The following is a 23,708-nucleotide window of genomic DNA, read 5'->3' on the forward strand; positions in this document are numbered from 1 at the left end:
CACGTGACCACCTGGGAGACGGCCGGGCAGCGGATCGAGACGGCGCTCGCCTGCGCCGCGTTCGACCCGCGGTTGCGTGGCGTGCTCTGCTACGACCTCGACCCCGCGCTGCTGCCCTCGCTCGCCGCCTGGCTCGCCGACCTGACGGCCGGGCGGGGAACGCCGTACGAGCTCGTCGTGGCCGGCGCCGGCACCACCGAGGACGACCTGTGGACGCGGGTGCGTCCGGTGCCCGGCCTCCTCGCGGGACGTGAGCCAGGTCCGCTGGCCGACCTGCCGGACCGCGTACCCGCCGTCGTGATCGTGCCGGATCTGGCGGAGATCAGTTTCGCCGCCGCCCGCGCCGCCGTCACCGTGCTCGGCTCGGAAACTGCCTACCTGGAGCGCGACGGCGTACACGCCGTCTGGAGCCCAAAGGTGCCCTGGATCGCCGCCTGCGCCCGGCAGGACATGGGCAAGGTCTCGACACATCTGCTCGACCGCTTCGCGCTGCGCGTCGACGCGCGCGGCGTGGAGGCCCCGCCATCGGCGGGGCCCGCGCCGTGGCTGCGCGCCGCCGCACGACCGACCGCGCTCCCGCGTTTTACACCGGAGGCCGTGGAACGCGTGGTCGAACGGACCGGCCGGGCGCCCGGAGCACGACGGGACCTCGCCCTGGCCCGCCTGGCCCGCGCGCTGGCGGCGATGCGCACGGCGTCGCAGGTCACCGCCTCCGACGTGGACGAGGCGGCCGAACTGATCGGCCTGCCCACCCCCAAGCCGGACGACGATGAGCACGCGACCACCGTTCCGGACGGGCGCTTGGCACGGCGACGACCAACAGGCGACGGCCGCCGGCGCGACGAGAGCGCCCAGGCAGGCGCTGTCGAGCAGGCGGTCGTAGAGGTCCCTGCGGCCAGGCCTCTGACGGCCGCCGCCGCGCTCCTGACGATGGCAGCCACGCCGTACCCCGAGGACCTGCCGGGACTCGACAGCGAGCCGTCGTCCCTGCGCACCTCCTGGGTCCGCCGGTCCGCCGCGACCTCTCAGCGTGGCGTGCCCGTCGGCCACGTACGCGCCCACGACCTCAGTGACCTGGCCCTGGTCGCTACCCTCCTCGAAGCCGGCCGCTTCCAACTCGTCCGTTGCCCAGGCCATTTCGACGGTCCGCCGCACCCGCCGCACCTGCAACCCTCCGATTTGCGCAGATACCGCAGAGCCGAGGTGCCGGGACGGCTGTTCACGCTGCTGCTCGACCACACCTGCAGGAAGGACTGGGACTGGTACCCCGCCCTCGCCCCCTACCTGCACTGGTGTTACACCGAACGCGCCGCCGTCTGCGTGATCGAGGTAGGCGCAGAGGGCCATGAGCTGACCGCGCGCCGCGTCACCGGCAGGAACCTGCTCGACCCGCGCGTCGTCGCGGCGCTCGACCGGCGGCCGGGCCGCTCGACCCCGCTCGCCCACGGTCTCGTGCTGGCCGTGGACGCACTCCGCCGCTACCTGCAACGGGACAGAGCCGCCGTGGACGAGGCGCTGTTCATCGTCGTGACCGACGGGCGGGCGAACGTCCCCATCCACAACAGCCTGACCGGCGAGACCCCGCAAGCGGTGGCGAGGGAGGGAGTCGACGACGCGCTCGCCGTCGCCCGGGAGATCCGGATGATGCGCAAGGTGGAGTCGTTCATCATGCATCCCCGGCCCTACGCGGGCGAGGGGCTGGTGCTGGAGCTGGCCGACGCACTCGGCGCGGCCGTCGTGCCCGGTCGCGACCACGTCGAGGGCACCGGGGCGGTGACCGGCGATGGATGAGGGCAGGCTGGGAAAGGTCCTGTTCAGTACGGCTCCGTGGCGCTCCAGGTTCCGGCAGCAGCGCCATACGGCCGCCGCCCCGCCCCCGCCTGTCGAGGAGCGGCCGCCCGGCGTGGGCCTGGAACCGTTCGCCGTGAAGCCCGAGGAACCCGCGCCCGAAGGCGTCGCGCAGCTGCGGGTGGTGCGCAAACGCATCGGGGGCGAGATCGTGTTCGGGGTGAGCGGCAGCTGTTGCTGCAGCAGGTTGCCCTTCCACGCCCCGCCCGAGCACGGACGGCCAGGGCTGGCACTCGCGACCCTGATGGCCCGCGACGCCAAGGCCGGCGGGGTGGCGCCAGCCGAGACCCTGCACGCCATGCGCGCCTGGTCCGAGAGCAAGGGGCCCCTCGTACGCTGGCTCAACCGATTGCGTGGCCATCATCCCGACTTGCACCTGGTCATCTGGGACGACACCGACTTCGACATCCCGTGGGAGCTGCTCTGGCTGCGCCCGTCACCAGCAGACGGAGTCGCCGGGGGCTGGCTGGGCGCCGAGGTCTCCGTCAGCCGGCGCACCACCCTGGACAGTGAGTACGCCCGGCCGATGGACGATCTGCGCTGCGAAGGCGAGATCGTCGGCTACGTCGACGAGGCCGACGCGCACATCGCCGCAGACCTGATCCTCCTCCAGGAGTTCGGCCTGCGCCGCTTCCCCACACTGCGCGGCCTGCTCGGCCACCTCGAACAGGCCGGCCTGCCTCTTGCCATGGTGTACGTGGCCTGCCACGGCGAATACGCCACAGAGGGCTTCAGGTATCGCCTTGGCGGGGTCCCGCTCGGCGAGCTGTCCGGCCACATCCTGACCCGCCTCACCGACGCGGGCGGCCTGGTCTTTCTCAACGCCTGCCACTCCGGCCGCCTGATCATCGAGGAGCGCTTCAACGACCAAACCCTCCGCGGCTTTGTGAAGGTCTTCCTGGCCTCCGGCGCGGCCGGGTTGATCGGCACCACCGGCGCGGTCGGCACGCACACCGCCAAGGAGGTCGCCAGGTCCATCCTCGAACACCTGCGCCGCGACCCGGACACGCCCGTGCCGCAGGCCCTTCGTGACTACCGGCGCGCCCTCGTGCCCGCCGGCTTGCCGCCCATTGACGACATCGAGGCCAACCGCCGCCTGCTGCGCACCCTCTACACGTTCATGTACGTCTATTACGGCAGCCCGCAGACCACCGTGGCCTTCGAGGCGGGCGCGCCATGACGCCGCCGCTCCTTGTGGAGCCCCTGGTCGGCTGGCCGCAGCGGATGGCGGCGGGCGAGGCGTACCTGGTCACCGTGGACCTGCGGATCGCCGAAGGCTCCGGACCCTGGGAGTACGACCCGGAGGAGTTCGTCTACCTGTGCATGCTGGACGGCGAGGACGACCTGTCGGTGGAGGCGGTGGACGACGCCGCGGTCATCCTCCACCGGTTCGGCGGCAGCTACGGCCCGGCCCGCTTCTTGGTGACGGCCGGTTTCGGGTCGGGAGAACGGCGGCTGTGGCTTAACATCACCAGCGAGACCGGCGCCCTGGTGTGCTCGGCCACCCTGCCGGTAGCCGTCGAGGACGACGACCCCGACGCGACCCAGCCCGTGCGCTTCGCCACGATCAGAACGCCGCCGCCTGCCCTCATCGAGCCGGAACCCGAGCCAGAACCGCCGCCCTCCTCCTCGCCCTCCTCCGTGCCTGACCGGAGACCGAAAGCCACGGTGGGCTTGCGGTACGCGCTGGCCTCGGACGTCGGCCTTCTGGAGGAGGGAAACAAGGACGCGGGCTACGCCTCTCCTCACGTGTTCGCCGTGGCGGACGGCAACGATCCGCACGGTGCGCTGGCCAGCGCCGAGGCGATCGAGCAGTTCGCCTTCCTGGACACGAACCCGATGACCGATGACCTGCTGAACACCACCGATGACCTGCTGAACACCGTTGAAGCGGCCGCGAGGAACGCGAACAGGCGGCTGCACGACATGGTGAGCTCCAACCCCGACCTGCGGGGCATGGCCACCTCGCTCACCGGCATGCTCTGGTCGGGGAGCCAATTCACGTTGGTCCACACCGGCATGACCCGCGCCTATCTGCTGCGCGAGAAGGACCTCTACCAGATCACCCACGACCACACCCTGGTCCAGTCGCTGGTGGACGAGGGCCGGATCACCCTGGAGGAGGCGCAGTCCCACCCCCAATATGACGTCCTGCTCCGCTCATTGGACGGCGGCCCCGAAGTGGATCCGGACCTCACGCTGCGGGAGGCCCGCGTCGGCGACCGGTATCTGTTGTGCACACGCGGGCTCTGGAGCTTGGTCTCGCCAGAGGGAATTTACAACGCGCTCACCGCCGAGTACGAGCCGGAGGAAACTGTCCGCCGGTTGATCGAACTGGCCAGACAAGGCGGCGGCGCGTACAACATCACCTGCTGCGTGCTGGACGTCGTCGAAGCCTCTCCTAAGGAACTGCTCGGCTATTCCGCGATTAAGGTGACCGGTCAGGAACAACGCTCGTAGCTTGATGTTCAACCTGTGCGTCGCGCAAGTGCCTTATCCCGCGACAAGCTGATCAGTCGGCGTCGTGGCAGAGCCTGGCGTGGCTCGATCTCCGTCCGGTGCCGCAGCTCCCCGATCACGCAGCCGCCTCAGCCGCGATCTGATCGCCCCTTCGCTACGCTCGAGCGTAGCGGCGATGGCCTTGACCGAGGCCCCTGGATGGGACGCGAGTTGCCGTAGTTCGTCGTCCTGCTCATCGGTCCAGCCGCGATACGCGGCAGCGTGCGTCAGTCTCTGCTGCTCGACCGGCGAAGCAGCGCTCTTGTTCGCCTCACCGCATCGCTCCTTGAGGAGCTTGACCAGATCAACCAGCAATCCGAGGTCGGTCGCGGGCAGGCTGCCACTCAGCTCCGCTACCTGATCGCCGTCGGTGCCGCTCCCGTTGAGCTCGATCGTCAGCTGGCCGTCCGCCGTACGGCCGGCAGCCAGAACATAGCGCTGGCCACGCTCTGTCAGTTCCAAGCGCAGAACGTCGTCCGAGGGGCTGTCCAACTGCTCCTCCTACCGCTACCACCATCACGTCCATCCACTTCGTTGCGAGGAGGACGCGCTTGACTGCTCAGTTGTTCAATTTTCGCACACAACGTCGAATGATGTGGGGGTCGGGCGGCTACGGCCTGGTGGTGATCTCTCGGGCTGGCTCACGCAGAATTGGGCGTCCGCTCGCGTCGTCCAGCAGGCGGATGGCGGTCATGAGTGGGCGTTCGACCCGTGCCGAGACCGCCCCTGAAGCGGTCGAGCAACTGGAGCCGGCGATCGACACCTGCCATCACTACCTTGACCTTGGATGAGCAGGACGTGGCCGACCTCGTACCGCACCTGATCATGGTCGGGCACACCTCTGCCGCCGCGGAGTCCTACCTCGCCGCGGTTCCCGCGTGGCAGAGGGTCGACACCGAGGTCCTCATCAGTTACGTGATCGCGTACGCCGGTTACTGGACCCGGGCGAGCCGCCAACCGGCTCCCGAAGGCGTGCCACACTTGCGCTCCTACCAACGTCACGCCGCCACGGCTGCTTTGGCCTGGGTCCGCCATCACACTGACGCGATCTCATTCCTCAACTAGCGCGAGCTGGACGACGAGGTTCGATTGACAGCAGAGGGCAGACGTCGAACGCTAAGGCGCTTCATCGGTGGCTCCCCTCCGTCTACGGCCTGCGGTTGAGCAGCCACCCCGTGTTCCGGTTCAGTCACCCTCGCAGGCGTCCGGTCGTCGCGCAACCAAGCGGCTGATCTCGCGCGGGAAGATCTTTTCCGCGCGGAACCCACCGGCTCCGCCGGCGCCTTCCTCAACCGCGCGGAAAACATCTTCCTCCCGCGAGGCCGCTCGGCTGCACTCCTCCCTCCCGCCTGCGCGGACTCCCGCACCGGAACACGCAGCGGCCGCCCACCCGGAGCCGCGTACGGAAGGGAGCCACCGATGAAGCGCCTCACGCTCGGTATTCGCCTCTACGCCACCGACCTCACCGCCTGCATCCGCTGCGGCGGCGCGATCCGACTGCGGGACAGCTGGCCGCTGAACGGCGGTGGCCGAATCTGCCCGAAATGTGTAAGCGAAGCCGTCGAAGCGCACCGCCTGGCGGAAGCCGCCGACCGCGTGACCCAGTCCTAACCGAGCGCGTAAGGGAGGGACGACACTCCCACCCTTACGCGCCCCCTCCGATCCGTTCACGCTTCGCACAGGGAGAACTGCCATGGCCAACGACGTCACCATCACCCTCACCGGCAACCTCACCGACGATCCCGAACTGCGCTTCACACCTACGGGGGATGCCGTCGCCCGTTTCCGCGTCGCCTCCTCGCCGCGCTTTCTCGACCGCCAGAGCGGCGAGTGGAAGGACGGACGCCCGCTCTACATGACCTGCAACGTGTGGCGGCAGCAGGCCGAACATGTTGCCGAGTCACTCCAGCGGGGCATGCGCGTCATCGTGGAGGGCCGTCTCAAGCAGCGCACCTACGAGACGACCGAGGGCGGCAAACGTACGGTCTACGAGGTAGAGGTCATCGAGGTCGGCCCGTCCCTTCGTAGCGCCACCGCGAGGGTCACCCCGGTCAAGAACGGGCGCTCATCCGGCCCCGCGCCCACCGAAGATCCTTGGGCCAATGCTTTCGCGGATCGTCCGGAAGCAGAGCCTGCCATGGCCGCCGCCCACGCGACCGCCACCGGCGACGATGAGTCTTCCGAGCCGGACTTCTGACCAGTTCCGAGCGGGCGGGACTGCCACAGTGCCGCCCGCTCGGGATCGTCAGCGCTTGTACGACCTTCTACTGACAAGGGGAAGAAACCTCGATGGATCCTGACGCCATAGCCCGTCGCGCGCGCCGGCACGGCTGGACCGTGGAGTTCAACGCCGATCCCGGAGTCATCCTGCGCCGCCGTCTCTGGCAGCTGGAGATCACTTTCGTCGGCGACGCTCCATCGATCGCGCTCGTCTCCGGGCCGGAAGGCCGTGACGTCGGCCGGCCCGTCAACCTTCGCTCGATCAACACTCTGATCCGCTCCAGGCCGGACGAGATCGCCCAACGCGTCGCAGAGGCGATTCTGGGCGAACCTTCCGCCCGTACGGAAGATGCGGGTTCGTAACGGGGGAGGGGCTGGCCTCTGGCACGGGGCGGCTGGGGGCTACGCCGCCCCCAGACCCCCGCGCCGCGGGTGGGCAGGCCGCCTACCGGGCGCGCAACAACTCGTCGGACCAGGCGGCCTGCCCACCCGCCCGGTCGGCGAGCCTGGTCGCGCAGCATCCCGGGGCCCGGGCGTAACAGCCGCGCGGCCCTTTCGGCTTGGCCGGCAACGACAGGACGGGGGACTGGAGTGCGGCGAACGTTACACTGGAGCGGACTCCTTCGGGAGTTGTCAATGTGCAGGGACCGGCAAGGTTTTCGATTCAGAACCCTTCGGGGTTCCGCCTTGCCGGTCCTGTCACATCCGCTGGCGAACTCGGTTCACCAGTCGAAGCCGAGTTGCCGTTCTGCCTTCACCGACAGATCGCTGAATCTGGCGAGTGCGGCCCTGAGACCATAGATGCGGTGCGGGTCCGGGGCCACAGAGACGGCCAGTACACAGAGGTCCCGAGCTATCAGCCACTGGAAGATGAGGTCACGGAAGATTGCCGTGGTGACCGGATCCAGGGGAAGGTCGAGCATCGCGATACGTGCGCGCTCCATGGCTTTAGCCCCGAGGAGACCACCTGACTCCTCCGTGTGAATAGGCGGGAGTTCGATGGGGATGGGCAGGAGACTGAGGAGTTTGTTGGTGAGGGCGTAGGCCCCCAAGAGCATTTCGGCCAACTCTTCCAACTCGTCCATGGGGTATGGCCTGCCTTTCTTGAGTTGTCACTGTGCGACACCGTTCGGGATTTCGACTCCCTTGCCGATGCCTGATGATCCCCTGGCCTCACCCGGGAAGAACTGGGTGAGGCCAGGGGAAACGGTCAGAGATCCAGGTTAAGGCCGAGTTCTGGGGCGAGCATTTCGGTCAATGTGCCGAGGCGTTGGATCATGAGCCAAATGGCGTCGATCCGATACTCTTCCTGCTCGTCTTCCATCGTGCACAAGGCACACAGATCGAGGACCGCTGGCCACTCGGTGAGTGTCATATGCAGGAGGGACCGGACTTTGTCGTCCAGGGGAAGATCGAGGATGAGCGTCCTCACCCTGACGAGGGCATGGACGACATCGAATGGGTCCGTCTCGTCGTTGATCCGGGGGAGCTCGATCGGAACGGGGAGGAGTGTGAGTAGCTTCGTGAGGCGGAAGTAGATGCCGATCAGCATTTCCAGCAGTACATCCACGCGTGCGAGGTACTCTTCGCGGTCCACCGTGATGGTGTCCTCTCTTGAGTTGTCAATGTGCGCGGTTCGGGGTTTCGACCCCCTTGCCGATGTCTCTATTATGGCATTAATCGTTGATGATTTTCAATAGTTAATGGCATACTGGAGGCATGGAAAGCATGACCGATCCGGTCCGGGACGCGGCCGCCTGTGTCGCCCAGGCGCTGGGAATCACCATGGCCGAACTGACCGAGATCGCCAGCACGCTCAGCGCGAGCGACCAACCCGCCAGGAGCGACGGCGAAAACCTATTGCTCGCTCTGGGCGAGATCGTCCGAAGTGAACCGAGTCGGTACGACTTGGTGGACGCAGCGGAAGCCGCCAAGATCCTCGGTGTCTCACGCTCGCGCCTTCACCTGCTCGCCGAGACGAAACCCGACTTTCCCCAGCAGCGTTACCCGCATCTCGCCGGGAAGTTGTGGCGGCGACAGGACATCGACGTCTTCAACGGGACATGGGACCGCCGCGTAGGTCGTCCGCCGAAGACTACGTAACCACGGATCTCATCGCTGATGATCACGCATGCATCGTCACCGCCGAGGGTCGTGCACGAGGGTGAACCCGTCGGCATCGGTCGCCGTCAGCCGTTCGACCGTGAAGCGCCGACCGGGCAGCTCGTTGGCAGGCAGACCGGCCTGCGCTGCGATGCGGTGGGACGGAACTCGAAGGGGAGCGGTGGCGTCATGATGCGGCGTAATCAACTCCGCCTCCTCGCCGATCGTCAGCAGAACCGTCACTACTGCGCTCATCGCCCGCCGTCCTTCCCGACCTTGCCGCGCACGTACAGGGCCCCAGCAGTGCGGACCTACGTCCCCGCATGAGGTGATGGTCCTACCGTATCCGCGCGAGGAGCACCCGCCCTCTGCCTAGGTGTAAAGACGCCTTTGAAGCGGTCTGCACACCTAGGCATCTTTTGTCGCTCTTGTTATATTGATCACCTTCGTGATCTTGGCTGTGGTGCCTTGATCCGGCTTCCTGGTCCGGGTTCACAGCCCGGAGGTGACGCACTCCCATGCTGAGCATCGGCCTCGGCTACGACCCGGGGTATCTGACGCGGCAGGTCGGCAAGGGAGCAGAGAACTACTACCTGTCATCGATCGGTGACGAGGAGCGTGGCGAACCGCCAGGGGTATGGAGCGGCGAGGCCTGCGCCGAGCTAGGGTTCACGCTCGGCGAGGTGGTCGAACCGACAGCCTTCGAACGGCTGTATCGCAGCTTCGCCGACCCGCGTGACCCCGGCTTCGACGACCCGTCGATCCCTGAAGCGGACAAGCCGGTGCTCGGCAGCAGACCAGCGCAGTTTGCCGAGGACACAGGTCGCAAGCCCGTCTACTTCCTGGACCTGACCTTCAGCCCGCCCAAGAGCGTGACGCTGCTCCACGCCGGTCTGCTGGCGAAAGCGGCTGAGCAAGAGCGCGATGGCCACCCCGATCAAGCTCTGGACCTCCGGGCTCAGGCTGCCGCTGTGTGGGACGCGGTCATGACGGGCAACGCGGCGATGCTGGAGTACTACCAGGACGTGTGTGGGGTGAGCCGAGCCGGCAAACACGGTCCGAAGGCGGCGGGCAGGTCCACCGGCCGCTGGGTCGACGCGCCGCGCTGGGTGGTCGCCTCGTTCCGGCAGCACACCTCCCGCAACGGCGACCCCCAACTGCACGTGCACAACCCCGTCCTCAACCGGGTCCCGTGCGATGCCGACGGTAAGTGGCGGGCGCTGGACAGTCGAGCGATTCACGCCGTCCGTCCTGCTGCGGCTGCGCTGGCTGAGCGGGTCATGTGGGAGACGCTGACCCGTTCGTTGCCCATCCACACGCGGGTTCGACCTGACGGCCATGGGCTGGAGGTCGAGGGCATCGACGACGACTTGATCGGCATGTTCTCCTCACGCCGCGTCGAGGTCTCCGGACTTCTGGAGCAGTTGCGCGCGCAGTACGTCGCCCGGCACAAGCGCGAGCCCTCGGCTCGCGCCCTGTTCTCGATGGCGCAGTACGCCACCCGCGCCACCAAGGCCCGAAAGAGCAAGGCTCCCGCACCCACCCACGCCGCGGAGCTGGACCAGTGGATGGAGCAGTCCAGACGGGTTGAATCCGGTACGCTGGCCGAAGTTCCCGACCGGGCCTTGAGCCAGCGGACGCAACCGGAGACGAGCTCCGAACGGGAGCAAGCGGCGGCTCTCAGCCAGCAGATCCTGGAGCGTTCGGGCCATGCGACTCCTACGCCTCGACCCGATGTCGCCGTGGAAGGCGCCGAAGAGTCCCAAGCCGAGCAGCAGATACACCGAATCGTGCAGGCCGCGGTCGCCGACGCTCAACGAGCCAAGGCCGTGTTCTCCCGGTATGAGGTGACCCGCGCCGTCAACCGCCACCTGCCCGGCTGGCTTGGTGGTTTACCCGCGAACGCCGTCAGACAGGTATTGGAGGACCTGACCGAACAGGCGATCGGCGCGGGCAACTCGTACGGGGTGCGGTTGCTGAACGTGCCCGAAGTGGTCGAGGTGCCCGCCGAGCTGCGGAGGGCGAACGGCAGCAGTGCCTATGTCGCGCCCTGCGCCGAGCGGTTCACCACCGACGATCACCTCGCCATCGAAAACCGGCTGCTCATGGCCGCCCAGGCTCGTACCGCTCCGGCGATCTCACGTCAACGGGTGCAGGAATGGCTGGCCCCGCGCCGCGCAAGCGACGGCGGTCCTGGACTGCGTGAGGATCAGGCCGAAGCCATTATTGGCATCGCCACCTCGGGCCGGGCCGTGGACGTGTTCGAGGGCCCGGCCGGGTCCGGCAAGTCCTACGCGCTGGGCCGGTTGACCGGGCTGTGGCAGGCCGGCCAAGGGGTGGGCTCGATCGGGCTCACCCTGTCCACGAACGCCTCCTACGTGCTGGCCGATGAGGGGTTCGAGCGGACGTTCAACATTCGCCGTTTCCTCGCCCTGGCGCGGACGGGCAAGCTCAGGATCGAGCCGGGCACGCTGATTGTGGTCGACGAGGCGTCCATGGTGCCCACCGCCGACCTGGCCGCCATCCAGGAGGTAGCGGAACGGGCGTTCGGCAAGGTGGTGTGGGCGGGCGACACCGCGCAACTTTCAGCGCCGGAAGCGGGCGGACTCATGCGCGTGCTGGCCGCCGACGCCGGTTCGTACGCGCTGAACGTGGTCGAGCGCATGGAAGCGGTCTGGGAGCGCGAGGCGTCCTTGCGGTTGCGCGCCGGCCAGGTCTGGGTGGTGGACGAGTACGACGAGCGTGGCCGCATCGTGGAAGGCGACCGCGAGCAGGTGACCACCCGTCTGGTGTCCGACTACCTGGACGACCGCGCCGCCGGACGGCGGGCGGTGATGCTGACCATGTCCAACGCCGACGCCCGCGAGCTGGCGGCCCGAGTGCGCGCCGAGCTGGTGCGACGCGGTGAAGTCAGCTCCGACGGGGTACGGCTTCGCGACGGCACCACCGCGGGCGTCGGCGACCTGGTGATGGCCCGCGCCAACACCAGGCGCGTCAACGTGGCCGGCACCTGGCGTACCTTGTCCAACCGCGACGTCCTGCGCGTCGACCAAGTCCTCGACGACGGGGCCCTGATCGCCCACCTGACCAGCCGGACTCACCCCGGCGGCGAACCCGCCCGCCGCGTCTACATCCCCGCCCACTACGCCGCCAAGCACCTCGAACTCGGCTACGCCACCACCACCCACGCAGCCCAAGGCCGCACCGTCGACGTCGCCCGCGCCCTCATCGACGGCCGGGTCACCCACCAGATGTTGTACGTCATGCTGACCCGCGGCCGCTCCGCCAATGTCGGCTACGTCGACGTCACGGCCCTGACCGCAGCCGACCTGCGCGAAGGCGGCCAACAGGCGCTCCAACTGGCCGACCCCGACCCCGCGCCCGGCGCACCCACCCTCAACGCCCGCACCGTCCTCGCTCACGTCCTCGATCGCGACGACGCCGCACCGGCCGCCATCGAGGCCCTGCGCGAGGAAGGCGAACGCGTCACCCACATGGCGCATCTGATGGCCATCTGGCGCGACATCATCACCCTGGCCACCCGGCCACGCCACCGCCGGACGCTGGGTGCCGAGCTTACCCCCGACCTGTATGAAAGGCTGCAGAACGACCCCGCCCGCCGCGCGCTCGACGCCCTGCTCCAGCGGATCGAGCTGTCCGGCCGCGACACCACAGATCTGATCCGCCGGGCGGTGCGCCGGCGCTCCTTCGACGGCGCCCGCTCGATCGCCCAGGTACTGCACCACCGCCTCAACCGCCTGCTGGCCACCGACGACGAGGGCCAAAACGCGGTGCCCTGGAGTTGGCGCGAGAGGCCGCCGCACATCGACGATCCCGACCTCGCCAGATACGCCCACGAGGTCGCTGAACGGATGGATCAGCGCACCGAACAGCTGGGTGCACGCGCCGCTCAATCCCCGCCCACCTGGGCTCTGCAGCACCTTGGCGAGGTCCCCGACGAACCCCTCCTACGCCAGGAATGGATCATCCGCGCCGGCGTCATCGCCGCATACAGTGAGGCGTACGGCACCTCCCTGCTGACCGCCCACCGCCCTGGACCACTCGCCCCTGACCGCGAAGCGGCCTGGCAAGCCGCCCGCCAAGCCCTGACTGCCCGCGACTTCCCAACCGCCGATAGGCCGGACGGCGAAGCACGCCGGCAGGACGAACACGAACGTCCCACTACCCGGCCTGCGCGACAGAAGCCCGAGTTCCCCTCACGCGATGACGACACCGTCGCGGCGATGCGGCAGGCCGGCGCCTTGCTCGCCCTCTCCCACACGCCCTACCGCGTCGGACTGCTCACGCCAGAACAACTCACCACCCGCGCCGACGAACTCACCGCCCAAGCCCGCGACGCCGCCACCGCCCTGACCGCCGCCGAACAACGCGCCCGAACCTATGCCGCCACCGGAGGCGGCCCCGCCGAACGAGAACTGACCAGCAAACGCGTACAGCTCACGGAGCAGTTAGACCGCATCGAAGAGGTCATCGCGGCGCAGGAACGACTTCACCAAGCCGAACTAGAACTGGAGCGCGCCCAGTCCGCCGAGCTCAACATCGGTCAGCCGAGCGCTCTCCTTTCGGCGGCACAGGGCGCGCACGCCACCGCGAGAGAACAAGCCCACCAAGCCCTCACCCAGGCGCCCCCGCGTACGGTATGGCCGCTGATCCGCCACCAGCAGAACCAGCTGACCCGCCACTGGGACGACATCTTGCACGCCGGCCGACAGGCCGACGTCCAGGCCGCCGAGCACGACACCGTCACCGCCCGAGCCACCCAGCAGCAGATCCGCAGCGAACTGGACGCGGTCCAGAACGAGATCGCCCGCCGTGACGCCCTGCCCCAAGCCCGGCAGCGCGTCGAGCATGCCGCCCGCGATCACCATTACGCCAGGCAGCAACAGCAGGAGCTCCTGAGCACCCTGGCCAGCATGCCCGACGGGGTGGGCTTGTTGATGACCAGCCAACTCTCCGCCCGCATGACAGAACTCCGCCGGCAGCAACAGGAGCTCGCCGCCACAGTACGAACCGCAGAAGACCAGCTGACCCGCCTGACCGAACACGGCGGCCCGGTTGAGCAAGACCTCCAGCAGCGTCGTGGCGAACTGGCGGGACACCTGCGGAGCATCGACGCCGCAGACGAGGCCGCCCGGCGACGCGACGTGCTGGCCCAACGCCTGAGCGACCTCATCCAACAGAATGGGACGATCTTGGAACAGATCCAACAGATCCGTCGCGAACTGCCCACGCTGGGACGCGTGCGACCTGGGACACGAGCGCGACGCACCGCCCTGGAGAGCCAGCTCGTCCGGCTCTACCAGCGCCACGCCGACCTCTTGCAGCAATCGCAGACGGCCGAACGCGCGCACCTCGAAGCGAGTCGGGCCGCCCATGCCAGCGCAGAGCAGGCCCCCTCCCGCACCTCGTGGCCGCAGATTCGCCAGCAGGCCGCTGAACTGGAGCGCACCTGGGAGCAAACGCGGCAGCTAGCCCAAGCCGCCGACTTGGAGTCAAGCCGAGACCGTCTCGAGGAGGCCCGCCGAAAGGCCCTTCAGACGGCTCGCATGCTGCAGGCCACCGTAGAAGAAGTCGAGCGCCGCCGAAGCCTGCCCCACGGACAACGCAAGGCAGAGCACGACGCCCGAGCCGAGCATCAGCAGCGCCTTCGTGAAGAGCTAGAACTACGGCAGGCCCACCGAGTCGCCGGCCGAATACCGGCAACTCGCCGCCGGGTTCAGGAGCGAGTGCCGGAGCACAGAGATCGCGAGCAGAACCAATTGGCTGAGCCTTGACTCACGTCACGAGGGTTACGGCTCAGCGCAAACCCAACACCTAGTACGGCAGCCGCCATTTGTTAGCTGACCTGGATATATGCAGTGGTCAGGCGAACTCGGTGATGAAACTAGCGAGCTCGTGCTTGATGACGGCGTTTTCAGGTTGACCAATGCGCGGCGTGTTCCAGCGACGGTGTGCGGGTGGTGGCGGCGTTGAACAGGTGCTTGATCTAGGCGACCGTCAGCGGACCAGGCCGGGATCCTCGGGCGGCTGTTCATCGGGGTGGCTGGGCTTCATGACTTGGGTGTCCGAGCGGTGCCGGGCCGCCGCGGCGCTGGTCACGCAGACGGCCAGGGCGGCCATGACCAGGACGAGGTGCCGGAGCAGGGCCTCATAGAGGCGGACCTGGAATTCGTCCAGGCCGAACAGGCTCTTGCCGGCTTCGAAACTCTCCTCCACCGGCCACCTCAGCCCTGCGGCGGCGATCAGGCGGGGTAGCGTGACCGGCTGGCCCTCGGGGACAAAGCAGTAGCAGAAGGCCAGTTCACCAGTGGTGCGGTGCTTGCGGACCAGCAGGTAGTGGGTGGTGCCGGCGGTGGCGATCCAGGCCCAGGCGTAGGTGCGCTCGCCCTTGGAGCCGTCACCGGCCGAGCGGATGACCCACTTGCGCTTCTGCTTCAGGTACTTGGCCACGGCCTGGGTGCAGGTCAAGCAGCTGCCGCCGCCGAGGGTGAGGGTGAAGGTGGCGCGGATGCGCAGGACGTAGGCCTGGCCGCGTTCTTCCAGGAAGGCACGGAGCTTGGTGCAGGCACCGTAGACCTCGTCACCGGTCACGAAGTCCAGGCGAACGTCGTCGGCGTAGGCCTCGCACAGCAGGTCGATGGCCAGTTCGCCCTTGGTGGCGAAGGTCAGATCCAACGGCAGGCCGGTGCTGATCGCGGTGACGGGGTCGCTGATCTGCTTGGCGGGGATCCACTGCCGGGCGCCGATCAGCGCATGCCCGGCCCCGGCACGGACGTAGGCCAGGTAGACGGTGTTGATGCCGTTGTCGATGCCACCGGCGCAGCCCATGTGCTGGCGCTTGACACCCGCCAGCACCACGCCCTTCTTCTCCTGACCGGACTCATCCAGCACGCCGACGGTCAGGCTGCCCGGCCGGGCGGCGGCATCGAGCCGGGTGACGGCGAACCGGCGGATCGTGCTCATTGCGCCCGCGGTGTCCCACCGGGCACGGTTCAGCAGGCGCTGGGTGGCGTCCGGACGGCGGTCGCCGATCCATTCGGCGATCGTCCAGCCGTTGCGCCTGGGCAGCTCCGACATCACCGCTCGGATGTACTTGGCGGCCTGCAGCCGCGGCTCGATCCGGGTGAACATCGGCGCCAGCGCGGTCATCAGGTCATCCAGGTTCCGTTGCACCCGCTGGGCCTCTACGATGAGGGCAGCAGCCGCTTTGGATCTCGTTCTCGTCACACAGACATGATCACGAGCGGCTGCTCTCGTTGTACGGGAAACCCGTCAAACGATCGTATCGACCAGCCACGGCGTCATCCCAGCTCACACAGCAAATGGCGGCTGCCGTACTAGGATAGAGTGCGGCCGACGCCCTGGAGTTGCAGTCAGCAGTCTGCACCCGAGCTGACTCCTCTATATGACTCGAGAGCCGCCTCCGTGAATGCTCTGCTACCGCCAGGCCCTTCGCGTTCGGTTATTCTGTAATTCTCGGCCAGGTAGCCTTCCACCGTGTTACGAATACTGGGCACGTCACTGCAGAGCCAGTCGACTATCTTGTGTGCGGAGTGGATGGCGTCCCGGTCCGACATCTGGGCTTCCGGGAAGCCTGCTGCACGGATCTTGCTGAGAAACTGTTCGTCTACCTCGCCCGAGGATGAGCTTGAAGAAGTCGTGTTTGGCGCGTATGCGTTCATCGCAGCTTGGACGAACGCCGGGACGTGGTAGTCGTAGACTCCGAATTCGGTCGTTGTCCTGTAAGTACTGTCGACCACCTGGTGGGCGACCTGGATCGCTTGACCGTCGGGTGCGACGATACCCGCATCGTGAATGTCGGCGAGGAACTGCCTGTCTAGGCTTGGCCCAGATGACACTACGCCTTGCCCATATGCGTTCATCGCAGCTTGGACGAACGCCGGGACGTGGTAGTCGTAGACTCCGAATTCGGTCGTTGTCCTGTAAGCACTGTCGACCACCTGGTGGGCGACCTGGATCGCTTGACCGTCGGGTGCGACGATACCCGCATCGTGAATGTCGGCGAGGAACTGCTCGTCATCCGGATTCAGTACAGCTGGCAGTTGCGCGATGATTGGGCTAGATCCAAATAGGGAGACAACAAAAAGGATTGCTGTAGCAATTGACCGCCATGAGCATTTTATAAGTATAGGAGACATGCTCTTCTCCTCATGGCACAAGCGTAAATGCGTTCATCCGGTCTGTGCATTGCCTGCACTTGAAGGCCCAGTACGGCCAGTGGCAAAACGCGGTGATCTCAACACGTCGACCCGGAGCTAGAACCTCTTATTAAGACCTCACCATTTCAACGGCTATCGAATCAACTAGGTCGGGGTGAAAATCTTGCAAAGGGGGGGCGGGCCTCCTTGCTAACCTCGATCTTTCGTGCGTCCAGCAGGACGGAGGTGAAGCCGTGACATAGCGGCTGATCATCTGTTTGTAAGCTCGTCGTCGCTTGCCGGTGGAAGTCCGGTCCGGGTAGCTGCCAGGAGGCCCGGTAGCAGGCTGGCGGCTTCGTCTGGAAACGGGCGGGGTCGAAGCCCAGCGTCAAAGGCCCGGCCGCAAGGTCGGGAACAAGGGAGAGCCGAGCCCCCGAAGCCGTTAAGGAGTCCCCGGCGCATGGGGTGCGGAACGTATTGAGAGTGGCGGCGGGAACTGGGGAGGCCCTCCCCGGCCCGGCAACCTGCGGGTGATCGTGTTGCTGGAGCGTGGCGTCCTATAACCGGTCAACGCCGGGAAGTGGAGTGCCGGCCGGGTGGGTGTCGGAGGCGGCCGTAGTACTGCTGGAGCCGACCGGACAACATAACCGGCGGTGAGGGGAGGGCCGCTGCTTCGTCGATGTACAGCGACTGTTGAGGAGGGGCCCGGTGAGTGCCGGTCAGGCTAGTCCCGCCGCCTCGGGATCGCGGGAACCGAGGGTTGCGCGTGATGCGGTCCGAGCCTTGCAGCATGCGCTTTAAAGGGCGGCCAAGGCCGATCCCGGGCCTCGATTCCATGCGCTGTTCGACAAGATCTGCCGCAGAGACGTGCTGCAGTGTGGATGGGTTGCGGTGCGCGCCAACAACGGCGCACCGGGTACCGACAAGACCACTCTGGTTGAGGTCGAGGAGTACGGCGTTGTCCGGCTGCTCGATGAGCTGGCCGGTGAACTGCGGGAGGGGCGGTATCGTCCGCTTCCGGTGCGGCGGGTGTTGATCCCCAAGCCGGGCAGTGTGGAGCGTAGGCCGCTATCGATTCCCGCTGTTCGTGACCGGGTCGTGCAGGCAGCCCTGAAGATTGTGTTCGAACCGGTCTTCGAGGCGGACATGCTGGGCTTCTCGTTCGGGTTCCGTCCGAGATGCTCGGCGCACGACGCCTTGCAGGTGTTCGTCGATGAGTGTTATCGCGGGCGCCGGTGGGGTGGTGGAGACGGACATCGCCGACTGCTTTTCGGCGATTCCGCATGACGAGTTGATACGAGCGGTCGAGGAATGCGTTTGCGACCAGTCCGTCCTCAAGTTCTTGAGTGTGATCTTGCGCGCTGGGGTGATGGAGGAGGGGCAGGTGCGTCGGCCGGTCACCGGAACCGCGCAAGGCGGGGTGATTTCACCCGTCTTGTGCAACGTCTACCTGCACTGGCTGGATCGGACGTGGGACGACGGCGATGGGGTCCTGGTGCGCTATGCCGACGACGTGACGGTGATGTGCTGGTCGCGCAGCCAGGCCGAACGCGCGCTCGCGCGGTTGACCGAGTTGCTGGCCGAACTCGGCCTGAGGCCGAAGGCGGCCAAGACCCGAATTGTGCGCTTGGAGGTCGGTGGAGAAGGGCTGGACTTCTCGGCTTTCACCATCGGCTGGTACGCAGCACTGGGCGGGACGGCAAAACGGCTCGTCACTTTCCTTGCTCGCTGGCCCGCAGACCGGGCCATGCAGCACGCTCGCGATCGGATGCGGGTGAGCACTCTTGGCTCCTGGACGTTGAGTCCTGATGAAAGACCGTGCCCCTGCCGGTAACTGGGTGAGGTGATCGCTGATGGGATGTCGTGCCCGCCGCCGTGGCGTGAGTACCGTAGCGCGCTGATGATCATCCTCCGCCGGCAATGCGGCGATCGGGTACGCCGGCTCGATCGAGTTGTTCCTGGCGGTGCTCGCGCAGGCTGACGACGCCGAGCCGGGTACGCAACTCTGCCAGCAGTGCGCGTCCCTTGATCGCGCGTTCGTAGACTGACTCGCGCTTGATGCCGAGGATCTTGGCCAACTCGCCGAAGGAGTAGCCGCGCGGCTTTTCCTGGTTGATCGCGATGGCCGTGTTCATCGCGTCGCGCAGGTGCTCGCGCAACGGCTCGACGTGCACGAGCCCGACCGGATCATCGGCCAGTCGCCGGGCGAGCGCTTCGACCATCCGGTGCAACATGGCGACGTAGTCCTCGGTCTCCACAACGCGCTTACGATGCCTACCGCGAGCGGGGGTACCCATGACTACCGCCCACCTTCTGTTCTCTGTTTCGTTGTGAGGCGCTGCCTCACAGTCCGTGGTGTGAGGGGCCACCTCACACGTGATCGCCGATCTTGGCTTGGTCGTACCGATTGGCCTGGCTTGGATGGTTGGCGGCGGAGCGTGCGGCAGGGCCGCCGCGTGAACGGGGCGCGAGAGGTCTGTGCCGGGCGCCCGGACCTGGTGAGGTGAAGTCGTTCGTACGGAGAGCCTGTGGGCTCGGAAGCCGTTGACGTAACTGACAGAACTCCACTTTCGGGCGCTGACCAGGAGCGTTGGCTGATGACGGAGGGGCGGACAGAGCTGTGACGCAATGGAGCCGGCGATGACGGAACCGCGTCTGTGCACCAGAGCGCTGCAGGGGGCAGGGAGGTTGAAGTTCTGTCATCGGTCGTGAATATCGTCATGGTTTCGTCTCTCCGTTCTGTCGGGCGTGTTGGCGCAGGTCGGGAGGGTTGTGTCGGTTCTGTCATCGCTGCTCGAAGAGGACGGGGTTGACGGAGAACCGCGGGGAGGGCGTTCTGCCGCCTCGAGAGTCGCGTTCCGGCTGGGGGAGGGAGCGGATGTAGCCGTGGGTGTCCAGAAGTGAAAGGACCGCGCTGACGGTGGCCGCGTCCTTGGCTTTCGACTGGAGCCGGCGGTGGAGATCGCGTTGGCTGAAGGTTCTGCTTTGGGTCACCTTGTCGTTCTTGGTGATCCAGTTGAGCGCGTCGCGGGCGAGCTGGGTGTGGGGGCCTTCGACCATGACGCCGAAGCAGGCTGCCGCGTGGGCGATGTGGTAGCGGGCGATCTCGATGGCGTCGCGCATGATGTCCTCGGTGACGGGTTTGCGGAAGCCGTCGTCGGCGTGCGTGGCGAGGTGCAGTAGTCCGGCGATGCGGACGCAGGCGCCGACGAGCTTGCCGGCCCAGTCCCGCAGGCTGTCCAGCTCGCCGATACCGGCGCGGAGCTTGGGCTCGATCTCGTCCTGGAAGGCCGTGACGAGCTGGTCGGCGGCAGGAGACAGGGACAGGACCTGCGGCTGGTCCCATTCGGCGAGGCTGAGGACTATGGTCTGCAAGGTGTCGGTGTAGGTTTCGCGGACGTCGTCAGGGACGAGGTCGGGGGCGCTCTTGCGGTAGCCGACGGTGTCCGGCGGCAGGGCGTACAGGAATCGGGCCAGTAGGCCTTGGCCGCGCAGGCGGGGCTTTTCGGCGATGACGGTCAGAACGGCGGGCTGGATGCACACCGCGATGGTCAGAGCGGGAGATTTGACGTATTCGGCTCGGCTGCGGCGGTTGACCTTGAGGACGTCGCCGGCGTGGGCTTCGAGGAACGGGGTGAGGGTGGGGACGCCGTTGCTGTAGCGGCCGCAGATGATGTCGAAGATGTCGCCCTCCGCGGACAGGATGGCCAGGCGCCCGTCCTGCTCGGACAGGATGGTCGAGCATTCCTCGGGGGTGACGTTCTTGGCGATGAGCTGGACCTCGTGCGGGACCGTGATCTCGGCCAGGGCCAGGGCGGTGGATTCGGCTTCGGCCAGGTCGCTGGCCGAGCCGGTTCTGACGGCTCGCGTCCGGGCTTGTTTGTCGGCTTCTTCCAGTTGCAGGCGCAGCAATTCCGCCTGCCGGGTCTTGGCGCGGCCCGCGGTCACCAGAGCCTCTTCGGCTGCGTACAGGGGGGCGGTCATGGCGCGGAAGACGGCTGATTTGCGGGTGGCGGGCGGGGCGACGCAGGCGAGGAAGAGGTTGAGGGGTTCGTGCCATCCGCCGCGGACCCGGATGATGGCCTTGCCGCCGGCGGCGGTGGACAGGGCGCCGAGGCCGAAGGCGGCGGCGATGTCGGGCGCGGTCTGGGTCTCCTCGGCGACCCCGTCGATCATGTTGCGCAGCCAGATCGGCAGGCAGGTTACGGGGAAGGCGGGCGGGACGAGTCGTGAGCCGAGCGGGATGATCTCCTCCCACGTCTCCCCGTTGTGGGGCGCGTCGGGCTTGGGGATGTCGGGGGCCCAGTTCGGCTCCGTGGTCACTGGCGGATCTCCTCGCGTGGGAACGGCTTGGGAGCCCAGACTGGGAGGAAGTCGCCGGTAGTGCCTCCGCTGGTGAGGTGGTCGTGGGCGTCCACGCCATGGCGGGCCTGTAGCACGTAGATGGAGCGTGCGACCGGTAGCAGGTTGGCCACGACGGCTTCGGCGTGGTGGCGGCCGGCCTGGTTGCGGTCGGCGATGATGGAGACGTCGGCACCGTGGAAGTAGCGGGCGAAGTCGGGTTGCCATTTGCCGGCGCCCATCGCGTTGCAGGTGGCGGTGATGCCGGGCCGGGCGCGCAGGGTTTCGACGTCCTTTTCTCCCTCGGGGATCATGATGACGCGCTGTTCGTGGACGGCGGTGATGACCTCGGGCAGGCGATAGGGCACGAGGCGTACGGCCAGGTTGCCGTCAGGGCCGTGCAGGCTCCAGCGGCGGCCGGAACGGGTGGAGGGGTCGGGTCGCCATTGGCGGAAGCCCTGGCAGCCGTTGCCCTTGCGGTTGCAGCGGGAGACCCCGTAGAGGAGGTGCCCGTGCTCGTCGGTGTAGCGGTAATCGGCCACGCGATCGTGCCCGCACGGCATCCAACGGTCGACGGTGGGCTTGAGCCGGCGAGTCTTCCGCGTGTCTGCCGGCCATAACGCGGTCATGGGCAGATCGAGGGCTGCCATGACGTCCTGCACGGAGCATCGCGCGCCGCCGTGGCAGGTGAGCATGACCACCCCGTCCGGGGTCACGCCGACCGAGAGAGACGGGTGCCGGTCATCATGCGCGGGACACCGGGCGCTCTTCTGCGTGGCTGAACCGCGGGGCGCGTCCCCGGTCTTGTCGTAGAGCGCTTGGAGGATCAGCGCGAAGGGAGCGGTCATAGGGTCGCTCCGTGCTGTGTGCCGGCACGTGGCTGGTTGAGGCGAGTGATGAGGACGGCCTGCACCGGATCACCCGATTCTGCTCGTTGCGGTTGGACGTGGGGCTGTTGGGGGTGATCGGTGGTCAGGAGGCGATCTCGATCGCCGGGCTGAGCGCCGGGTCGTCGATGTTGAGGCAACGCAGGATGTCGGCCCGGCCGACGCGGTAGGTGTTGCCGACGCGCAGGACACGGCAGGGGAATTGACCTTTGCGGGCGAGTTCATGTGACTTCGTACGGCCGATGCCGAACGCCTTCCCTGCGGTGGGGAGGTCGACGGTGGCAGGTAGGGCGAGTAGTTCCTTGGTGGTCAGGGCTTGTGCCATGGGCAGGCCTTTCTCCAGGGGAGCCGCCCGAGGTCGTGGGAGGGTGCCGGGCGGTGTCATCACAGCGGGATGGAAAGATGCTCGCGATCAGGATGGCATGATCGATGATGGACAATCAACCCAAATGCTTGTAGCCTCCCATCCCATTCGGATGGAGATGGAGATAATCGATGGGTGACGCAATGTCCGGCAATTCCGAGCAGGACTCGTCTGGCTCCCATGCCCGCACCCTGAGCGAGGAGAACGTCGCCCTGCGGGTTGCCTGGGAGATGCGCCGGCGCGGCTGGTCACAAGAACGCATGGCCCAAGAGCTGACGAACGCCGGATGCCCGACACACCAGTCGGCGATTTCGAAGATCGTCAACCCCAAGCCAGACGGCAGTCGCCGCATGATAAGCGTGGACGAGGCGATCGCCATGGCCCGCGTGTTCGGCATCCCCTTGGAAGAGCTACCCCTTCCCCCCGAAGCAGCCGAAGGACGCGACCTGCACGAGCTCAGCCGGACCGTCACCCGTGAAGGGCGGAAGGCCAAGGCCCGGCACGCACAGTTCCTCCTGGCTTGGGCACGCCTGCGCTACCGTCTCAGCCAACCGGACAGCCGCACCCTCTACCAGGAGTTTCTCACCCAGCGCAGAGTCGGCGCGGATCAGGCGAGCGAGGCGATCAAGGTGTGGCGTCACAAGCCGTCCTGGCACGACGCGACCGCCGCCTACTCCAAGCTCGAACGGACGTTACAGACCCTCGGAACCGGGCGGGACATGGCCCCGCCTACGGACGATGTCCGCCGACGGCACAGCGTCGTAGCCGACCTTCTGCACGCACGGGAACTGTTCGCCTCACGCATCCCCGGCACCCCCGTGCGAGTGGTCCCGGACCTGCTCGATCACTTCGCCCAGACACTGATCCGCGCTGACCTGCTGGAAGCCGCCATGCCTCTCATCGATTCCTACGCTCGTGGCACGCCACACCCCGTCGATGAGGTAGTGGCAGATATCGATCGACGCCTGCGAGAGATCATCGCCCGCGCGCCTCAAGATCGGCACGATCATCTCGAAAGCCTCGCGGCCCGCATCGGGCTGCGCGGAGAAGTCCACGAAACGCGGGACCAGCAGGCGCGATCCGCTGGGGAACTCGGGGTGAGTGTGGAGGATTACCGGGATGCGAAAGACCTTGGTGACATGTATCGCGAATCAGGAATGGGGTGAGTCAATGAGTCTTTGTCATCTCAGGCGGCCTGAGCAACGCGGTGGTTCTGAAGGACGGCGATGGCCTTGCAGAGATGGCCAGCTTTGCTTGGGCTGCAGC

The 23,708-nt window shown here is 67.1% G+C and carries 21 protein-coding genes and 1 pseudogene; 12 read left to right on the plus strand and 10 right to left on the minus strand.

Annotated elements, in window-relative coordinates:
- Window positions 1–3: 3 nt before the first annotated feature.
- Genes B0I32_RS52915 through B0I32_RS52925 form a run of 3 tightly spaced genes read left to right on the plus strand, consistent with a single transcriptional unit; the run spans window position 4 to window position 4,308 of the window.
- On the plus strand, window positions 4–1,791 hold the full coding sequence (locus B0I32_RS52915; RefSeq protein ID WP_106252797.1) for a vWA domain-containing protein: 1,788 nt from the start codon (window positions 4–6) through the stop codon (window positions 1,789–1,791).
- Window positions 1,784–3,028 carry a CHAT domain-containing protein gene (locus B0I32_RS52920; protein ID WP_146178662.1) on the plus strand — a complete coding sequence of 415 codons (1,245 nt, stop codon included), beginning with the start codon at window positions 1,784–1,786 and terminating at the stop codon, window positions 3,026–3,028. Before B0I32_RS52915 ends, B0I32_RS52920 begins: the two co-directional genes overlap by 8 nt.
- Complete coding sequence (locus B0I32_RS52925) at window positions 3,025–4,308, plus strand: PP2C family protein-serine/threonine phosphatase (RefSeq protein ID WP_146178663.1); 1,284 nt, start codon at window positions 3,025–3,027, stop codon at window positions 4,306–4,308. Before B0I32_RS52920 ends, B0I32_RS52925 begins: the two co-directional genes overlap by 4 nt.
- A 33-nt stretch (window positions 4,309–4,341) precedes the next feature.
- Here B0I32_RS52925 and B0I32_RS52930 read toward each other — a convergent pair whose 3' ends face one another.
- Window positions 4,342–4,839, minus strand: a complete 498-nt coding sequence (locus B0I32_RS52930) for a hypothetical protein (RefSeq protein ID WP_106252802.1) — start codon at window positions 4,837–4,839, stop codon at window positions 4,342–4,344.
- 285 nt (window positions 4,840–5,124) lie between these two features.
- Between B0I32_RS52930 and B0I32_RS52935 the strand changes: the two genes are divergently transcribed.
- The 4 genes from B0I32_RS52935 (at window position 5,125) to B0I32_RS52950 (ending at window position 6,930) form a co-directional block, all read left to right on the plus strand.
- Entirely contained in the window at window positions 5,125–5,412 is a 288-nt protein-coding gene (locus B0I32_RS52935; protein WP_106252804.1) for a hypothetical protein, read from the plus strand.
- A gap of 354 nt (window positions 5,413–5,766) precedes the next feature.
- Window positions 5,767–5,958: a hypothetical protein gene (locus B0I32_RS52940; protein WP_106252806.1), complete on the plus strand. Its 192-nt coding sequence runs from the start codon at window positions 5,767–5,769 to the stop codon at window positions 5,956–5,958.
- Window positions 5,959–6,040: 82 nt separating this feature from the next.
- Window positions 6,041–6,544: a single-stranded DNA-binding protein gene (locus B0I32_RS52945; RefSeq protein WP_106252807.1), complete on the plus strand. Its 504-nt coding sequence runs from the start codon at window positions 6,041–6,043 to the stop codon at window positions 6,542–6,544.
- A gap of 92 nt (window positions 6,545–6,636) precedes the next feature.
- Window positions 6,637–6,930 (plus strand): hypothetical protein, encoded by a 294-nt coding sequence (locus B0I32_RS52950; protein WP_146178664.1) that lies wholly within the window; start codon window positions 6,637–6,639, stop codon window positions 6,928–6,930.
- A gap of 359 nt (window positions 6,931–7,289) precedes the next feature.
- Here B0I32_RS52950 and B0I32_RS52955 read toward each other — a convergent pair whose 3' ends face one another.
- Together B0I32_RS52955 and B0I32_RS52960 are read right to left on the minus strand one after the other, a co-directional pair.
- Window positions 7,290–7,652 (minus strand): hypothetical protein, encoded by a 363-nt coding sequence (locus tag B0I32_RS52955; RefSeq protein WP_106252810.1) that lies wholly within the window; start codon window positions 7,650–7,652, stop codon window positions 7,290–7,292.
- 125 nt (window positions 7,653–7,777) lie between these two features.
- Window positions 7,778–8,164, minus strand: coding sequence for a hypothetical protein (locus B0I32_RS52960; protein WP_106252812.1), 387 nt, complete (start codon window positions 8,162–8,164; stop codon window positions 7,778–7,780).
- A 122-nt stretch (window positions 8,165–8,286) separates the two neighbouring features.
- Here B0I32_RS52960 and B0I32_RS52965 point away from each other — a divergent pair, with 122 nt between their 5' ends.
- Window positions 8,287–8,670: a hypothetical protein gene (locus B0I32_RS52965; RefSeq protein WP_106252813.1), complete on the plus strand. Its 384-nt coding sequence runs from the start codon at window positions 8,287–8,289 to the stop codon at window positions 8,668–8,670.
- Between the two features lie 36 nt (window positions 8,671–8,706).
- Here B0I32_RS52965 and B0I32_RS52970 read toward each other — a convergent pair whose 3' ends face one another.
- Window positions 8,707–8,925 (minus strand): hypothetical protein, encoded by a 219-nt coding sequence (locus B0I32_RS52970; protein WP_146178665.1) that lies wholly within the window; start codon window positions 8,923–8,925, stop codon window positions 8,707–8,709.
- 263 nt (window positions 8,926–9,188) lie between these two features.
- Here B0I32_RS52970 and mobF point away from each other — a divergent pair, with 263 nt between their 5' ends.
- Complete coding sequence (mobF, locus tag B0I32_RS52975; protein WP_106252817.1) at window positions 9,189–14,465, plus strand: MobF family relaxase; 5,277 nt, start codon at window positions 9,189–9,191, stop codon at window positions 14,463–14,465.
- A 110-nt stretch (window positions 14,466–14,575) separates the two neighbouring features.
- On the opposite strand, the pseudogene B0I32_RS52980 reads toward mobF, so the two are convergent.
- Window positions 14,576–15,864 (minus strand): annotated as a pseudogene (locus tag B0I32_RS52980) (IS701 family transposase).
- A 200-nt stretch (window positions 15,865–16,064) separates the two neighbouring features.
- Window positions 16,065–16,850: a DUF732 domain-containing protein gene (locus B0I32_RS57115; RefSeq protein ID WP_146178666.1), complete on the minus strand. Its 786-nt coding sequence runs from the start codon at window positions 16,848–16,850 to the stop codon at window positions 16,065–16,067.
- A gap of 891 nt (window positions 16,851–17,741) precedes the next feature.
- Here B0I32_RS57115 and B0I32_RS59330 point away from each other — a divergent pair.
- Together B0I32_RS59330 and B0I32_RS59335 are read left to right on the plus strand one after the other, a co-directional pair.
- Window positions 17,742–18,137 carry an RNA-dependent RNA polymerase family protein gene (locus tag B0I32_RS59330; protein WP_219912488.1) on the plus strand — a complete coding sequence of 132 codons (396 nt, stop codon included), beginning with the start codon at window positions 17,742–17,744 and terminating at the stop codon, window positions 18,135–18,137.
- Complete coding sequence (locus B0I32_RS59335) at window positions 18,064–18,684, plus strand: reverse transcriptase domain-containing protein (protein ID WP_219912489.1); 621 nt, start codon at window positions 18,064–18,066, stop codon at window positions 18,682–18,684. The genes B0I32_RS59330 and B0I32_RS59335 overlap by 74 nt, the downstream gene beginning before the upstream one ends.
- Before the next feature lie 70 nt (window positions 18,685–18,754).
- Here B0I32_RS59335 and B0I32_RS52990 read toward each other — a convergent pair whose 3' ends face one another.
- The 4 genes from B0I32_RS52990 to B0I32_RS53000 all read right to left on the minus strand — a co-directional run bounded on the left by B0I32_RS52990 (window position 18,755) and on the right by B0I32_RS53000 (window position 22,403).
- Window positions 18,755–19,108, minus strand: a complete 354-nt coding sequence (locus B0I32_RS52990; RefSeq protein ID WP_106252820.1) for a hypothetical protein — start codon at window positions 19,106–19,108, stop codon at window positions 18,755–18,757.
- A 526-nt stretch (window positions 19,109–19,634) separates the two neighbouring features.
- The gene (locus tag B0I32_RS52995; protein WP_181308782.1) at window positions 19,635–21,173 is read right to left on the minus strand and encodes a YfjI family protein; all 1,539 of its coding nucleotides are present in this window, start codon (window positions 21,171–21,173) and stop codon (window positions 19,635–19,637) included.
- Window positions 21,170–22,039: a hypothetical protein gene (locus B0I32_RS58515; RefSeq protein WP_181308784.1), complete on the minus strand. Its 870-nt coding sequence runs from the start codon at window positions 22,037–22,039 to the stop codon at window positions 21,170–21,172. Before B0I32_RS58515 ends, B0I32_RS52995 begins: the two co-directional genes overlap by 4 nt.
- Window positions 22,040–22,163: 124 nt before the next feature.
- Entirely contained in the window at window positions 22,164–22,403 is a 240-nt protein-coding gene (locus tag B0I32_RS53000) for a DNA-binding protein (protein ID WP_181308786.1), read from the minus strand.
- Window positions 22,404–22,573: 170 nt separating this feature from the next.
- Between B0I32_RS53000 and B0I32_RS53005 the strand changes: the two genes are divergently transcribed.
- The gene (locus tag B0I32_RS53005; RefSeq protein WP_146178667.1) at window positions 22,574–23,608 is read left to right on the plus strand and encodes a helix-turn-helix domain-containing protein; all 1,035 of its coding nucleotides are present in this window, start codon (window positions 22,574–22,576) and stop codon (window positions 23,606–23,608) included.
- Window positions 23,609–23,708: the final 100 nt, after the last annotated feature.

This window comes from Nonomuraea fuscirosea (assembly GCF_003001935.1).
In the GTDB taxonomy this organism is placed as follows: domain Bacteria; phylum Actinomycetota; class Actinomycetes; order Streptosporangiales; family Streptosporangiaceae; genus Nonomuraea; species Nonomuraea fuscirosea.